This window comes from Hydrogenophaga borbori (genome assembly GCF_003417535.1).
Taxonomy (GTDB): Bacteria; Pseudomonadota; Gammaproteobacteria; order Burkholderiales; family Burkholderiaceae_C; genus Hydrogenophaga; species Hydrogenophaga borbori.
The window spans coordinates 677,432-692,963 of record NZ_QVLS01000001.1; the positions used below are offsets into that span (position 1 = coordinate 677,432).

General features: G+C 61.3%; 12 protein-coding genes and 1 tRNA gene. 8 read left to right on the forward strand and 5 right to left on the reverse strand.

Annotation, left to right across the window (positions count from 1 at the left end; all coding sequences use genetic code 11):
- Positions 1 to 2: 2 nt before the first annotated feature.
- Entirely contained in the window at positions 3 to 1,862 is a 1,860-nt protein-coding gene (locus DY262_RS03175; RefSeq protein ID WP_245980772.1) for an extracellular solute-binding protein, read from the reverse strand.
- Between the two features lie 38 nt (positions 1,863 to 1,900).
- Here DY262_RS03175 and fabI point away from each other — a divergent pair, with 38 nt between their 5' ends.
- Positions 1,901 to 2,692: an enoyl-ACP reductase FabI gene (gene fabI, locus DY262_RS03180; protein ID WP_116957506.1), complete on the forward strand. Its 792-nt coding sequence runs from the start codon at positions 1,901 to 1,903 to the stop codon at positions 2,690 to 2,692.
- Between the two features lie 68 nt (positions 2,693 to 2,760).
- Here the strand turns inward: fabI and DY262_RS03185 are convergent, their stop codons facing one another.
- Positions 2,761 to 5,049 (reverse strand): arginine/lysine/ornithine decarboxylase, encoded by a 2,289-nt coding sequence (locus DY262_RS03185; protein ID WP_116957507.1) that lies wholly within the window; start codon positions 5,047 to 5,049, stop codon positions 2,761 to 2,763.
- Between the two features lie 125 nt (positions 5,050 to 5,174).
- On the opposite strand from DY262_RS03185, the gene DY262_RS03190 reads away from it, so the two are divergent.
- The 4 genes from DY262_RS03190 (at position 5,175) to DY262_RS03205 (ending at position 7,091) form a co-directional block, all read left to right on the forward strand.
- The gene (locus DY262_RS03190; protein ID WP_116957508.1) at positions 5,175 to 5,600 is read left to right on the forward strand and encodes an NfeD family protein; all 426 of its coding nucleotides are present in this window, start codon (positions 5,175 to 5,177) and stop codon (positions 5,598 to 5,600) included.
- Positions 5,601 to 5,647: 47 nt separating this feature from the next.
- On the forward strand, positions 5,648 to 6,568 hold the full coding sequence (locus tag DY262_RS03195; RefSeq protein WP_116957509.1) for an SPFH domain-containing protein: 921 nt from the start codon (positions 5,648 to 5,650) through the stop codon (positions 6,566 to 6,568).
- A gap of 1 nt (position 6,569) precedes the next feature.
- Positions 6,570 to 6,965: a DUF2237 family protein gene (locus tag DY262_RS03200; protein WP_116957510.1), complete on the forward strand. Its 396-nt coding sequence runs from the start codon at positions 6,570 to 6,572 to the stop codon at positions 6,963 to 6,965.
- Positions 6,966 to 7,001: 36 nt separating this feature from the next.
- A tRNA-Ser gene (locus DY262_RS03205) sits at positions 7,002 to 7,091 on the forward strand.
- A gap of 328 nt (positions 7,092 to 7,419) precedes the next feature.
- Here DY262_RS03205 and DY262_RS03210 read toward each other — a convergent pair.
- Both DY262_RS03210 and DY262_RS03215 read right to left on the reverse strand, forming a co-directional pair.
- Positions 7,420 to 9,123, reverse strand: a complete 1,704-nt coding sequence (locus DY262_RS03210; RefSeq protein WP_116957511.1) for an ATP-binding protein — start codon at positions 9,121 to 9,123, stop codon at positions 7,420 to 7,422.
- Entirely contained in the window at positions 9,120 to 10,370 is a 1,251-nt protein-coding gene (locus DY262_RS03215; protein WP_181936398.1) for an SIR2 family protein, read from the reverse strand. The genes DY262_RS03210 and DY262_RS03215 overlap by 4 nt, the downstream gene beginning before the upstream one ends.
- 243 nt (positions 10,371 to 10,613) lie before the next feature.
- Between DY262_RS03215 and DY262_RS21545 the strand changes: the two genes are divergently transcribed.
- From DY262_RS21545 to DY262_RS21550, 3 genes are all read left to right on the forward strand, one after another.
- Positions 10,614 to 11,465, forward strand: a complete 852-nt coding sequence (locus DY262_RS21545) for a hypothetical protein (protein ID WP_147326167.1) — start codon at positions 10,614 to 10,616, stop codon at positions 11,463 to 11,465.
- 341 nt (positions 11,466 to 11,806) lie between these two features.
- Complete coding sequence (locus DY262_RS03220; RefSeq protein WP_147326168.1) at positions 11,807 to 13,618, forward strand: ATP-binding protein; 1,812 nt, start codon at positions 11,807 to 11,809, stop codon at positions 13,616 to 13,618.
- Positions 13,605 to 14,429, forward strand: coding sequence for an HNH endonuclease (locus DY262_RS21550; RefSeq protein WP_147326169.1), 825 nt, complete (start codon positions 13,605 to 13,607; stop codon positions 14,427 to 14,429). The genes DY262_RS03220 and DY262_RS21550 overlap by 14 nt, the downstream gene beginning before the upstream one ends.
- Before the next feature lie 356 nt (positions 14,430 to 14,785).
- On the opposite strand, the gene DY262_RS03225 is transcribed toward DY262_RS21550, so the two are convergent.
- The gene (locus DY262_RS03225; protein ID WP_116957514.1) at positions 14,786 to 15,415 is read right to left on the reverse strand and encodes a hypothetical protein; all 630 of its coding nucleotides are present in this window, start codon (positions 15,413 to 15,415) and stop codon (positions 14,786 to 14,788) included.
- Positions 15,416 to 15,532: the final 117 nt, after the last annotated feature.

A 15,532-nucleotide genomic window follows, 5' to 3' on the forward strand; every position in this document is an offset into this window, starting at 1 on the left:
CGTCAGTCCTGCCGCCGTGGGGCGGCCCACCAGGTGTCGATGGCCCAGGCCTCGCCGGTGGCGTACGGGGGCATTTCGGGCGGGCGCTGCAGGCGCCAGGCGTTGTAGGCCAGGCGGTGCGTGGACGCCGACCACTGCGGAATCAGGATGTGGCTGTGGGCGATCGCGCGGTCCAATGCCCGGCAGGCGGCGAGGAAATCGGGCTGGGTCTTGGCGCCCACCATGCGAGCGATGAGCCGGTCCACCACCGGGTTGGCGATGCCCGCGTAGTTGCCCGAGTCGGGCGTTTTCGCGGCCTCGCTGCCGAACAGGTCGGCGTACTCGGCGCCGGGGTTGGTCGTGCCCTGGAAGGCGATCGAAATGATGTCGAAGTCGAAGGTGCGCAGGCGCTGCTGGTAGAGCGCGAAGTCGACGGGCCGGAAGCGCAGCGTGATGCCGAGCTTTTGCAGGTTGCGGATCCAGGGCGAGACCACGCGCGCGCCGGTTTCGTTGCTGTCGAGGTACTCCAGCACCAGGGGCTCGCCCTGGGCGTTCTTGAGCACGCCGTCCTGCACCGTCCAGCCCGCCTCGCGCAGCAGCGCCTGGGCCTTTCGCAGGTTGCCGCGCAGCGACTGCCCGCCGTCGGTGCGTGGCGGCGCATACATGGGCCCGAACACGGCCGGCGGCAGCTGCGCGCGGCCTGGCTCGAGCAGCGCCAGTTCCTCGGGCGAGGGCGAACCCTGGGCCGCGCACTCGGTGTTGCCGAACAGGCCCCGCACACGCTGGTAAGCGCCATAGAACATCTGCCGGTTCATCCACTCGTAGTCCACCGCCAGGTCCAGGGCCTCGCGCACGCGGATGTCGTCCAGCGGCTTGCGCCGGGTATTGAGCACATAGCTCTGGAAGCCAGTGGGCAGCTTGTGAGGCAGCTCGATCTTGACCAGCTCGCCGCTGTCGAACTTGCGGCCGTTGACGCGGCGCGCCCAGTCACCGGCCGAGAAGAAGCGCATCAGGTCGAACTCGCCCGCCTTGAGCGCCTCCAGTCGCGCCGTGTTGTCCTTGTAGATCTTCACCGAGATGCGGTCGAAGTTGGCCGTGCCGCGGCGCACCGGCAGGTCGCGCGCCCAGTAGCCCGGGTCGCGCACATAGGTGATGTCGCGGCCGAACTTCACCGGTCCGATGGTGTAGGGGCCGCTGCCGATGGGCGGGTCCATCACGACCTTGTCGAAAGTCTTGCGCTGGCCGGTGGCGGGATCGGGCTCATTGCCCCACTGCCGGCTGAAGATGGGTATGGCCCCGACGGTGAGCGGCAGTTCGCGGTTGGGTCGCTTGAAACGGAAGCGCACGGTGCGCTCGCCGAGCACGTCCAGGCCCGCCACATCCGCCAGGATGGTCTTGTAGGCCGGCGAGGTGTAAGGGCCCAACAGGGTGTCGAAACTGAACTTCACGTCGGCGGCCAGCACCGGGTCGCCGTTGTGGAACTTGGCCGTGTCGCGCAGCCGAAACACCACGGACAAGCCGTCGGGCGCGGCCTGCACGTCCTCGGCCAGCAGACCGTAGCCGGAGCCGGTCTCGTCCAGCGCCCCGGTCAGCAGCGAATCGAACATCAGGCCGCTGAGGTAAGCCGGGGCGGTGCCGCGCAAGCTGAACGGGTTGTACTTGTCGAAATTGCTGACGCGCAGGTTGCTCACCAGGCGCAGTTCGCCGCCCTTGGGCGCCTGCGGATTGACGTAATCGAAGTGGGTGAATCCCTCCGGGTACTTCAATTCACCCCAGATCGCATACCCGTGCGCGGCCCACAGCGCCGGCGCCGCCAGGCCCAGGGTCCACGCCACGCCCCAGCGGCACAGCCGGCGCAGCAAGGAAAGGGGCGTAACGTGCATGCGACAATTCTGCGTGATTTTTTCCTGGAGTCCGATCAATGGGTTTTCTCGCTGGCAAGAAGCTGCTCATCACTGGGGTGCTGTCCAACCGTTCCATCGCCTACGGCATCGCCAAGGCCTGCCACGAACAAGGCGCTGAACTGGCCTTCAGCTACGTGGGTGAGCGCTTCAAGGACCGCATCACCGAGTTCGCCGCCGATTTCGGCTCCACGCTGGTCTTCGACTGCGACGTGGGCGACGACGCCCAGATCGAGAAGCTGTTCAGCGATCTGTCTCAGACCTGGCCCACCTTCGATGGTTTCGTGCACGCCATCGGTTTCGCGCCGCGCGAAGCCATCGCGGGCGACTTCCTGGATGGTTTGTCGCGCGAGGCCTTCAAGATCGCGCACGACATCAGCGCCTACAGCTTCCCGGCCATGGCCAAGGCGGCCCTGCCCTACCTCAACCAGCGCGCCGCCCTGCTCACGCTGAGCTACCTGGGCGCCGAACGCTGCGTGCCCAACTACAACACCATGGGCCTGGCCAAGGCCAGCCTGGAGGCCTCGGTGCGCTACCTGGCCGAATCCCTGGGTCCCAAGGGCATGCGCGTCAACGGCGTGAGCGCCGGCCCCATCAAGACCCTGGCCGCCAGCGGCATCAAGGGCTTCGGCAAGCTCATGAACCTGGTGTCCACCGTGTCGCCGCTGCGCCGCAACGTCACCATCGAAGACGTGGGCAATGCCTCGGCCTTCCTGCTGTCCGACCTGTCCTCGGGCATCACGGGCGAGATCATCTACGTCGACGGCGGCTTCAGCCACGTGGTGGGCGACTCGGCCAACGCCGAGGCCTGATCCCCGGGCGTCGGCCACAAAAAAGGCCCTGCAGCGCAGGGCCTTTTTGCTGGATGCGCGCCGGCCGCTCAGGCCTTCACGCAGTCCGCGAAATAGGCCTTGCGCCCGTCCTCGCCCACGGTCTCCACCAGGCCGTGGATGTCGGTCTCGAAACCCGGGCACTCGCGCGCGAACTCGCGGTTGAACTTGAGGTAGTCCACGATCTTGCGGTTGAACACCTCGCCCGGGATCAGCAGCGGGATGCCCGGCGGGTACGGCGTCACCAGGCTGGTGGTGATGCGGCCCTCCAGCTCGTCGATGGGCACGCGCTCGGTGGTGCGCTGGGCGATGTGGGCAAAGGCCTCGCTGGGCTTCATGGCCGGCAGCAGGTCGCTCAGGTACATCTCGGTGGTCAGGCGCGCGATGTCGTACTTGGCGTAGAGCGCATGCACGTGCTGGCACAGGTCGCGCAGGCCCATCTGCTCGTAGCGCGGCTGCTTGGCGCAGAACTCCGGCATGATGCGCCACATCGGCTGGTTCTTCTCATAGTCGTCCTTGAACTGCTGCAGCGCCGTGAGCAGCGTGTTCCAGCGGCCCTTGGTGATGCCGATGGTGAACATGATGAAGAAGCTGTAGAGGCCGGTCTTCTCCACCACCACGCCGTGCTCGGCCAGGAACTTGGTGACGATGGACGCGGGGATGCCGGTTTCGCCGAAGCTGCCGTCCATGTCGAGGCCGGGCGTGACGATGGTGGCCTTGATCGGGTCCAGCATGTTGAAGCCCGGCGCCATATCACCGAAGCCGTGCCAGTCGCGCTCGGTGTGGTGCTCGGCGGCGTCGTCGCGGCGGCGATTGAGCACCCAGTCCTTGGCCTCGCCCACGCCCTCGTCGGCCAGGCGGTCCGGGCCCCAGACCTTGAACCACCAGTCGTCGGCGCCGAAGTCGTCCTCGACCTTGCGCATGGCGCGGCGGAAGTCCAGCGCCTCCAGCAGGCTTTCCTCGACCAGCGCGCGGCCACCAGGCGGCTCCATCATGGCCGCGGCCACGTCGCAGCTCGCGATGATCGCGTACTGCGGGCTGGTGCTGGTGTGCATCAGGTAGGACTCGTTGAACAGGTGCCGGTCGAGCTTGACGTTCTGAGAGTCCTGCACCAGCACATGGCTGGCCTGGCTGATGCCGGCCAGCAGCTTGTGGATGGACTGGGTGGCGTACACCACCGACTCCATGGGCCGCGCGCGCTTCTTGCCCATGGCGTGGTAGTTGCCATAGAAGGGATGGAAGGCCGCGTGCGGCAGCCAGGCTTCGTCGAAGTGCAGGTTGCCGACGTAGCCATCCAGCATCTGCTTGATGGCCTCCGTGTTGTAGAGCACGCCGTCGTAGGTGCTCTGCGTGAGGGTGAGGATGCGCGGCTTGACGGCGGCGGCGTCCACGCCCTTGAGCAGCGGGTTGGCGCGGATCTTGGCCTGGATGGCCTCGATCTCGAACTCGCTCTGCGGGATCGGGCCGATGATGCCGTAGTGGTTGCGCGTGGGCTTGAGGAAGACGGGAACGGCGCCCGTCATGATGATGCTGTGCAGGATGGACTTGTGGCAGTTGCGGTCCACCACCACCACGTCGCCCGGGGCCACCGTGTGGTGCCAGACCATCTTGTTGCTGGTGCTGGTGCCGTTGGTGACGAAGAAGCAGTGGTCGGCGTTGAAGATGCGCGCCGCGTTGCGCTCGCTGGCACCGATGGCGCCGTTGTGGTCGAGCAGCTGGCCCAGCTCCTCGACCGCGTTGCACACGTCCGAGCGCAGCATGTTCTCGCCGAAGAACTGGTGGAACATCTGGCCCACGGGGCTCTTGAGGAAGGCCACGCCACCCGAGTGGCCCGGGCAGTGCCAGGAATAGGAGCCGTCCTCGGCGTAGTCCAGCAGGGCCTTGAAGAACGGCGGCTGAATACCTTCGAGGTAGCTCTTGGCCTCGCGGATGATGTGGCGCGCCACGAACTCGGGCGTGTCCTCGAACATGTGGATGAAGCCGTGCAGTTCGCGCAGCACGTCGTTGGGCAGGTGCCGGCTGGTCTTGGTCTCGCCGTAGATATAGATCGGCACGTCGGCGTTCTTGCGGCGCACCTCTTCGATGAAGGTGCGCAGGTTCAGCACCGCGGGGTCGAGGTCCGGCCCCTGGCTGAACTCCTCGTCGTCGATGGACAGGATGAAGGCGCTGGCGCGGCTTTGCTGCTGCGCGAACTGCGACAGGTCGCCATAGCTCGTGACGCCCACGACCTCCATGCCCTCGCTTTCGATGGCCTGCGCGAGCGCGCGAATGCCCAGGCCCGAGGTGTTCTCGGAGCGGAAATCCTCGTCGATGATGACGATGGGGAAACGGAACTTCATGCGGCTCTCCTGGCGAAGCGCGCAAGTGTACGGAAAACGCATGTCCGTCCGGCCTTGTCGGGCCTGGATTGGCGCAGAATGCGAAGCGGTCCCGACGGGGGACCGCTACACGGAGGACAAGGCACATGGCCGATTCGACCTGGTGGTGGCTGCTGGCGGGCGTGCTCGTGGGCACCGAGCTGCTCACCGGCACGTTCTACTTGCTCATGCTGGCGCTGGGCGCCGCGGCCGGCGCCATCGCCGCGCACCTGGGACTGCCCCTGACGGGACAGCTGGTGGTGGCCGCCCTGGTGGGCGCTGCCGCGGTGGCGGGGTGGCACTGGCACTCGCGCCGCCGGCCCGGCGACCCTTCGGTGCGCAGCCTGCGCAGCGTCAACCTCGACATTGGCGAGGTCATTCACATCGAGCAATGGAACAACGACGGCACGGCCACGGTCAAATACCGCGGCGCCGCCTGGACCGTGATCCAGCGGCCCGGCAACGCGCCCACACCCGGCGCCTACCGCGTCACCGAACTCGTGGGCAACCGCCTGCTCGTCGAGAAGGCCTGAGTCCAGGCCGCCCCGCAACCGCTCCCTAGAAAGAACAAGACCCGACCATGGAAATCGCCATCCTGCTCATCGTCGTCGCCGCGATCTTCGTCACGCGCGCCGTCAAGATCGTGCCCCAGCAGACCGCCTGGGTGATCGAACGCCTGGGCAAGTACCACGCCTCGCTCGCGCCCGGCCTGAACATCATCGTGCCCTTCATCGACAAGGTGGCCTACAAGCACAGCCTGAAGGAAATCCCGCTGGACGTGCCCAGCCAGGTCTGCATCACGCGCGACAACACCCAGCTCCAGGTGGACGGCATCCTCTACTTCCAGGTGACCGACCCCATGCGCGCGAGCTACGGCTCGTCCAATTACATCGTCGCGGTCACGCAGCTGGCGCAGACCTCGCTGCGCTCGGTCATCGGCAAGCTCGAGCTCGACAAGACCTTCGAGGAGCGCGACATGATCAACGCGCAGGTGGTCTCGGCCATCGACGAGGCCGCGCTCAACTGGGGCGTGAAGGTGCTGCGCTACGAGATCAAGGACCTGACGCCGCCGGCCGAGATCCTGCGCGCCATGCAGGCCCAGATCACGGCCGAACGCGAGAAGCGTGCCCTGATCGCCGCCTCCGAAGGCCGCCGGCAGGAGCAGATCAACATCGCCACCGGCGAGCGCGAGGCCTTCATCGCGCGCTCCGAGGGCGAGAAGCAGGCCGAGATCAACAAGGCCCAGGGCGAGGCAGCCGCCATCCTCGCCGTGGCCGAGGCCACGGCTGGCGCGATCCGGCAGGTGGCCGAGGCGATCCGCCAACCTGGAGGCCAGGAGGCCGTGCAGCTGAAGGTGGCCGAGAAGGCCGTCGAGGCCTACGCCAGCGTGGCGGCCGACGCCACCACCACGCTCATCGTGCCCAGCAACATGACCGAGGTCTCGGCACTGATCGGCTCGGCCATGAAGATGGTGCAGGCGGGCAAAACCCCGGGAGCCTGACATGGACGACCTCGCGCACAACGTGCTGGGCGGCGAGCTGCAAGCCTGCTCGTTCGACCCGCTGACCGGCTTCTACCGCGACGGCTGCTGCCACACCGGCGCCGACGACGAAGGCACGCACGTGGTCTGTGCGCGCGTCACGCGCGAGTTCCTCGACTTCTCCAGCCAGCGTGGCAACGACCTCGCCACGCCCCGGCCCGAGCAGCGCTTCGCCGGCCTCAAGGCCGGCGACCGCTGGTGCCTGTGCGTGAGCCGCTGGCTGGAGGCGCTGCAGGCCGGCGTGGCCCCGCCCGTGGTGCTCGAAGCCACGCACCAGAACGCCTTGCAGCACGTCCCGCTCGAGGTGTTGCAGCGCCACGCATGGCGCAAGGCCGAAGACGGCAGCCACACCGGCTAAGGCCCTGCGCGGGTGCGCTACAATCCCGCGCTTCGCGGAGAGGTGGATGAGCGGTTTAAGTCGCACGCCTGGAAAGCGTGTGTGGGTTAATCCCCACCGCGGGTTCGAATCCCGCCCTCTCCGCCACGACAGTAGCGAAAAAGCGTCCTTCGGGGCGCTTTTTTTGTTTTTACACCATTGCTTCTACCATTAGCAGAGTGCTTGCAGAAACACGTTTTTGGGCTTGCCCCCTCTTCGCGAGAAAGCTTCAAGTCCGACACCGAACTGCGCTCTTCAAGTAGATGCCGCCGCTCACCTTGTAATACTGCTTTTCTGGAAATGCTGAGTTTGCGCGTTTTCTCTCAGTCCTTGATGGCAAGCGGTCAGTCGATTGAGCAACCGAAGATGTCCTCGTATTTGTATCGACTGTCCCAGTACGGCGAAGCGCTTCGTATATGGGGGCTTGGCCATAACCCTAGCCCCAAAGGTTTTCGTAGTCCGCAGACCTTGAGGAAGGCGGCCGCGCGGGTCGATTGATTGCGACCGGCAGCGGCATCGCGGAATTAGCACCGACCACAAGGGCCTCGCCTTGCCCAAGGGTCGGCAGAAATGCCGCAGCAGACGCATCTAGATCGCCACAGGCCTTCTCCACGACGTTCCGATCCCGTTCGTTGATGAGTCTGTGGACAATGAACATTCCCATCTGACTGAGCACATCTTCGGGAATGTCCCGCGGCCGCTGGGTGGCCAGCACACAGGTCAGCGAGTACTTCCGGCCTTCCTTGGCAATCAACCCGAAGGCATCCAAATCCGTCCTAGAAAGCTCGTCGCCGACCGACTTATCCAGGAACTGGTGTGCTTCATCGAGAAGCGTCACAATTGGATTGGCCATGAAACGGCCCTGGCGCGCCAAGCCCAGAAGATGCCGTCCAACCGCATTGGCGACCACTTCTCGAGCGTTGTGCTCGAAGGAGAGGAACTCTAGGTTGATACGTAGCACTCGCTGCGCCGGGTCTGCCAGGAAGGCTTCGACGACGCTTGGCAGAGGCTCCAAGCCCGCAGGCGCGAACAGGCACTCCAGGTTAGGCGAGGCAAGCTCGCTCTCGACCCGCGACATGAGCGTCGCACAGGCAGATTGCTCGTTCGCGTTGGTGCCACCCCAGTTTCCGGCCTGTGCGGCGTTGAAACCCGACGGCCAGACGCACTCTTCCCAAATCTGGTTCGAGAGCTGCTCGATGTCGAAGTAGGTGCCCGGACGCCTCAGCGCGAGCCCATGCTGCACGCAAGCTGCCTCGAACGGATGTCGAGGAGTTCCTGTCTTGCGAATCAACCCGTTCGCCGCCAGGCCAGGAACAAGCTGCGCGATCTTTAGGCTCCGCAATGCTTCCTTCAACTTGGGAGCCTGCACTCCTGGACTCGGTCGCAACAAGACGAACAGGTCCGACTCTGTCAATTCCCAGTATGGGAAGCTCAGGAAGCGCCGCGGGTCGTTTTGATCTACCTTGCGGCCACCAAGATGCACATGGGTAATCCGAGGATCGACCTGAGTCTGAAACTCGCCGGTCGCATCGAACAGGATTGCCTTGCCGCCGAGACGAGCAATTTCCTCGACGAGAACGGCCAGAGTCCAGCTCTTGCCACCGCCAGTGGCTCCAAGCACTGCGCAGTGTCTGCCCAATAGCTGACTCGGCGACAGCGACACCAGGGTGTCCCGTGCATGCGGAAACCTAGCAAGGTTGATACGCTTAGCTTCTGGCGTAGTGCCTGCCTCGACGATCTGTTTCACGACCAAGGGATGGGCGGAGAAAATGTGTTGGCCAATGCGCGGCGAGATGGGGATGCCCCGCAACGGGATACCAGTCTCAAGGTCAACAGCCGTCAGGAGCTGGACCACGCCCACGGGGTTCGGCCGTGCGTCTCGCTCATGCGTGGGTTCGACAGTCAAGCGGTCACGCTCCGGCAGCTTGGTCTCAACCAGACGTCCGAGCACTGCGTGCTCTTCACCCTCAATGACGACGAACTCCCCGACCTGGCCGCGCTGCAGTGGGTAACCCGCCATGAGGGTGCTTCCTGGACGCGGAGCAAACGGCAAGTTAACCTCGACCGTCGCCGGCAGAACCGTACAGACGGAACCGACGTAGCGCTGCCTATCGAATGGCGAGACGACAAGACCGCTCATGCCACACCGATGTTGCGCAGTCGAGCTACGTGGCGCTCGAGGTCGGTTTCGGCTGCGAGGTCAGGCACAAAGGGCACCATCTCCTCGAAGCCGCAGTTGAGCAGCGTGATCCGTGCGTCGCCGGCGGCGGCAAGGCTCTGCAACTGGCGCAGATATTTGTTGCTCGCGCACTCGCCAGGCCCGCTGGCCCCTCCATTGTCCCAGGGTGATAGGCTTGGGCTCACCACCACGATCTTCATGGACAGATTGGACCGGATGGCGGACATGATGGGTTCGGCCAGATGGTTGTCGTTGAAGCCGAAGCCTACGACGAGCAGCCCGGTATCCGGCTCGCGTACCGCTGTCTGGAACGCCCCAATCATCTCGAGATAGGGCTGCTCAAATGCCAGCTCGTACTTCGAGTTCCGTGGGTAGATCAATACAGGCTTGCCACCGGCCGTCCACTTTGTAATTTCGCCTGAGGGCTCCTGCCGCTGCCAATCCACGGAACCATGGAGCTTGTACAGGTGGAAGCAATTTGGAATAGGGTCGAAAGACTCGGTGTCGCCCAGGCGGCGCACGGTCTCGTAGCTGAAATGGATCGCATCGAAAGTCGGCGGGACTGTGTGCGAGAAGCCGTCGACCACGACGTAGCGGCCTTGTCTTCCAGCCTCTTCGTAGCAACGGTCGTAGTTGGTAGTGAATACCTTCATGCGCGACTTGCGCTGTGAACGGCGCGCAGCGCGCCGGAGGAATTCCGCGTGGACGGGCAACGGGTGGTTGTGCATGACGAAGTTCGTAGCGCGGATGATGTGTGCCTCAGCGAGAGCTACGAACTTCGTCACCTCTTCCTTGGGCGTCCCTGTCAGAAACGACTCAGCAAGGCGGCAGCGAGACATCAGCGCCTCAATGTCCGCTTTGATGGGAGGATGTCCGACTGAAGCGAGAAGCTGCTGAAAGTTCGTACCCGCGGGGTTCGTCGCCGCAGCCGCCGCATCTTGCTGCATGCTGATTTGGCCCCAGAGGTCTCCCATGGTGGGCGCCTTCGGACCATTGGCAACGGCCGGTTGCACGCAAAGGGATGTTCCCAGGCCAGCAAGCACGACAAGGTTGCTGCAACGCATGATGTCAGAAAGCGCGCGCTTGGCTTCTGCCTTCGCGGGGTCTTCAGGGATAAGTGCAGCTGGGGGAGCGGCACCGGGGGCGGGCGGAAAGAGCGGGGAGACGGTCAGCCACTGACCGTCGGTCTTGGAACTCAGAACTTGCACGACGGGACCTTCCCAAAAAGCAGCCGGGCAGCTAGCTTCGCGTTGTTTGTGTCATATTGTGCAGGAGGCGCGTAGGGAGCCCCTAGGCAGATGAAGTCACCGAAAGCCACTACTCTCTTGAGCCCGCGCGATTGCAGAATTTCTTTACAGCTTCGCTCAATAGCGAAGTGAGACTTCGTAGGCGAGTTGCGATTGGCGGCTCCTAATCCTTTCCAACCGAGCCTCCCTCAGCCTGGAAAAATCATGATCAAAGCAGAGCTCCAAGCACGCATGCGCCGTTTGCTTGAGGGAAGAGCAAAGCCAGAAGACCTTGATAGGCTGTTTCTCGATCAGAGGGAGACCGCGCATGGCATGGAGAGTTTCCGCGAGTTGGGAGACTTTCTTGCTCACCGCGATGAGCGGACCAAAGGCCCTGTCACGCGACGTGTTCGAGACGTATTTACGAGCTTTCGAGTTTGGAGCTTAGGCCTTCGAGGACTCAAGCCATCGTTAGATGACTTGAAAGCTGCGGGTATGGCTAACCTGTCCTTGCTGAACGACGAAGAACTAATGGCTGGGTGCGGCATGCGGCGCGACGCCGTTAAGACAAAGTTTGAAAAAGCATTCCGAAAGCTCGCCGCTGCACGCTCGCTCTCGGCGAGCGACATGCAGATGCTTCAATTTTTGACCAATCGGTTTATTTGGAGACCAGCTTTTACCGACGACGACCTGCTTAAGGATTTTCTTGAGGTTTCCATCCGCAATCAGGTGCTAAGTCCTGAGCAACAAGCGAAACTGATTACAGCGCGAAGCTCATTGATGTTGTATGCCATCACGCGCCTTCACGGCGCTGTCATTAAGGTAGCCGACGGGCATGTGGCGACGCTGTACGCTGGATTCGCAAACGATGATCGTCGGCTAGAGGTCAAAGTCGATTTGGGCTTCGATGGATGGGAGAAACCTGTGCATGCTCCTGTTTGCATGTTCTGGACAAGCCTCACCGCAGCTGAACACTGTGACAAGAGCCTTCTTGATCAAACTGAAACGCCCCAGTGGAATAGCTGGAAGCAACCGATAGAACTTGATGAAGAAGGAAAACTTCGGCCTCTTGTCTAGTCTCCCGATTGCATTCTTCTGGAGAGCGAAGCGTGAATTTTTCCATTCTACTAGTGCAGCCTTCCACCCCTGGGCACATAACCCTAATGATGTCAAGTTTCAACATAGTGCGTAATACGGAAATTGAAACTCACCGTCCGGTCGCTCGCCAAATACCGGCTACACGGGAGCATAAGAGTTCTGGCGAACCATGCGCTATATGTAGCTTCAATGGGTTGAGTGAGTGGACCAGCCACTTCGCGGTGGAGACGGGGGCGCTGCCCTCAACGCGTGCTTGTTCCACATATGGCGTCGCGAGCCCGCTATTGAGATGATTTGCGGAAAAATGCAAGAGAGAAAACGTGGACAACAACCTATTCAGAGTAGTCTTCAGTGCAAGCAGCGTCGGCCGCTTCCATCAGCCTCCCGGAACCCTCCTTCTTCACCCAGACAATCCAACATGGAATGACTTTGGGTTCCAAGTGCGCGCCAAATTGCGCGTGCGTTCCTCGGATGGTCAAAAGACACTTGTCCTCGGCGCGTATGTGATAGCGCTTGAGGGAAACAGCGGGTCGACCGTAGCGTCTTCATTCGCGAAATGGGTCGGGACACTTCCCGACAGTGGTGACGGGGCAGGGCTCGCCGCGCCGCCGGAGGCAAGTGAACCGCGCTTTATGACTCTCCTATCAGACGACAGTACTTACCGTGAGCTCGCTGAGTGGTCCAGCTCTATACAGGAACGGTGGGCGATCCTCTTGGCCGCAAATGACATCAATCAGGCGCGGGTCCAACAGACGATCACACCAACAATTATCGAGCAAGTAACGTCCACAGATGTGTTCACACTTGGAGTGATGCGATCGAGCTCCGCCTACCGCGCATACGCGAAGGGTGCACGATATGTGACGAGCCAACTAACACCATGGATCAGCGACGCGCGAGAGGCGTTTGAAGTCAAAGCGCGCTTGAGCGGCTTTGACGAAAGCCATGAGGCAAGTTTTGAGTTTGGAGGCTCTGTCACCCTAGTCTCTGACAGAGTTCATGTGCTGATTGGAAAGAACGGGACCGGCAAGAGCCAGTTGCTAAATCAGGTGTTGGGATCTTTGGCGCTCAAGGCAGACAGCGGTGACTCGCAGATCTTTTTGGACAAGTCCAATCTCACATTCAGCAAGGATACCGTGTCGGACCGGTCGATCCCGAACGCAGTCTTGGTTTTCTCTGCTGATGATGATGCGCCGTTCCCACGGAGGACTCGCTTGGATACCGCATTGGATTACTCCTACTTCAGCTTTTCAGCGGTACCCACCGAAACCTCTAGCGACTTAGAACGTCATTCTCTGGGGCGGGCTCTGCGCGATCTGCTTCGGGACGACACACGCCTAAACGGCCGAACGCGCTTTGAAATCTTCAAAGACGTTGTGAATCCCGTCTTGCGCTTGTCGGTCCTACACCTACCGATAAAGCGCACATCAAGGCACCTACCAGCAGGGGCCGTGCATGACGCCGGGGGGAACACTTGGTTGTCACTCAGCAACATGCCCGGAGGCGAGCAGCAAAGTTTGTATCTCGGCGCGGCTGTGGATACTGATCGAGATGTCGGGTTAATTGATTCAAGTGGTAGAGAGTTTCCTCCAAGTAGCGGCCAACGTGTCTACCTGCGCTTCGCGGCACAGGCGCTAAGCGTCATTGCGCAAGGCTCACTACTTATATTGGACGAGCCAGAGACGCATCTACACCCGAATTTTGTCTCAGAGTTTATGACGCTTCTGCACCAGATCCTCGAAGCAACGAACTCGATTGCATTAGTAGCGACGCATTCTCCGTATGTTGTACGTGAAGTGCCCAGCGCCTGCGTTCACGTTGTCACCAGAAACCGCAACATCCCCAGTATCACAGGTGTTCATCTTCGCACGCTGGGAGCTAGCGTTAGCTCGATTTCTGATGCGGTGTTCGGAGACCCTACAGCAAAAAAATTTCATCGCATGATCGCGAAGCAGCTCGCAAGACAGGCTGGCAAAGTGTCAGAAGACGAAGAGACCCAAATTGCTTGGGTTATCGATTCGTTTGGTCATGAATTGAACACGGAGATGCTCTCAACTATCCGTTTTCTCCTCACACAGCACTCGGCAGATGAGAGCGAGACAGACGAAGGAAGTGACGATGCGCGCGATTGATTTCCGGCAGATGGTCGGAACGAAGGTTGATGACGCTGCCATCCTGAGCGGTCTGGAAAATGTGCTTGGCCTGCACTGGAAATCGAAGGCCAGAATTCTAGCTGCTTACAAGTCTTACAAGCGTAGAAGGGGCTCGACTGCACTCACCGCGTTGAACTTGAGCCCTTCTCTCGCTGAGCAATTGTCAGACCTATATTCGGGGAAAGCTGCAAAGCATGGGCTGTCATGGATCAAGGTTATTGCAAGTACTGCGGACTTTGGTTACTGTCCTATGTGCGGCTCAGAAACACACAAGACTGTTGAGCATCTTCTGCCGCGTAAACCCTGGGCGGAGTTCTCAATTTTTTCGTTGAACCTCATCCCGAGCTGCGGGAATTGCAATAGCAAGCGTGGCAACCATGCCAATAGCCCGACGGTGAAGCACCGGTTGCTCCATCCGTATTTCGATTCATCGATACTAAGCAAGCGATTGCACATTACTAAGATATCGGGGCCTTACGCCGCACCAAAGTATGAGCCCGCAGTCGTTTCTGGCCTTGCTCCTAGGACAAGGGCCAAGGTGCTGAACCACATACGGAAGAATATTGATCTGATTGTGTATCAACAGTACTGCACAAACCGCTGGTCGGAAATGCAAATGGAGGCCAAGGCCGCAGGCGATGAGGCAGCGTTAAAAAAACGCATCGATTTCAACGCGACAACTGCGCCTCAAATTAGCGGCCCCAACAGTTGGCGAACGGCGTTCTTTTCAGGCTTGGCGAGCGATCCTTCGATTGTCAGCTGGCTGTTCGCGAACCGGCATGCATTCTGACACCCGACGGTCTGCTGCATTTTTTCGTACAGTTTGCTTAACTCGCCAACGCGAAGACGGCGCACAAAGCCGCGTTAAAGACCGCGTCGGTTTTCCGCAGCCAGGGCAGCTGAACGTTGCTAGCCCCTGTTCGGGCCAACGTCGTGGTTGCGCCGAACTACCGCTGACTGCAGGTGAACGTGAGTATGTACGCCTAGGCCTCAAGTCAGCACCGGCTGCTGAGCCAGCGCTCAACGAGGAATGGTGTCGAACCAAAACAGTCGCCACCGCCAATCTGCGTAAATGCCACCACTGACTATTGGCGCAGACCGAGCCGGGGGACGAGGGCTTCTTATTGCCCCCGCCCCTTTCAGAAATCAATCAAATGTGATCGTCTCCTTGAAGGTCGTCAATGCAGCCGGCTGCCCAGGCGCGCCCGGATCAACCAACACCCGTTTGATGTAGCGCACCTTCTGGGTGCCCGGTGTGTGCCAGCTCAACTCGACCACAGTGCGGCCATCCACATCCAGGCCATGCCGGATGAAATTCACGTCCTTGTAGACGCAATCGGGTAAGCAAGACAGGAAGTCACCGGCAACCAGGTCGGCGTACGCGATGATCTCGTTCGCATCAGGTGTGACGACGCAATTGCCACCAGTGTTGGTGAAGCCGTCCGAGCCGCTGAGCACGACAGAGGATTGCCCGAAAGCGTACCGCTGCTGCGCCTGGATGTTATTGATGCACGCGGTGTTGGTGATCGAGCTTGTAGCCGTACGCCCCGCGAAGCTCAGAACCGTCCCCGTCGATACCGTGTCAATGCTCTGGCCAAAGTGGGTCACCGCATCTTGAACGCTCACCAAAGGCCGAGCACCCGCATGCGATGCCAGAAACGCCTGTACGTCAGGGTCGTTCTCAAAGTCTTCGATACGCTGCGAGAAATCGACGCCGAACGCCCCAGCAATCGCCGGCATGCGAATCCCATTCGACGTGTCGTTGTCGGCATCCACCGCCTGAAGGAATCGTGTGGTCCTCTCGAATTCCTGAGCCAGTCAGAAGTAGAGGTTGGGGAACAGTTTGACACGGTACTCGACCGGTGGGATTCGGCCGAGGGACTCATGGGGGCG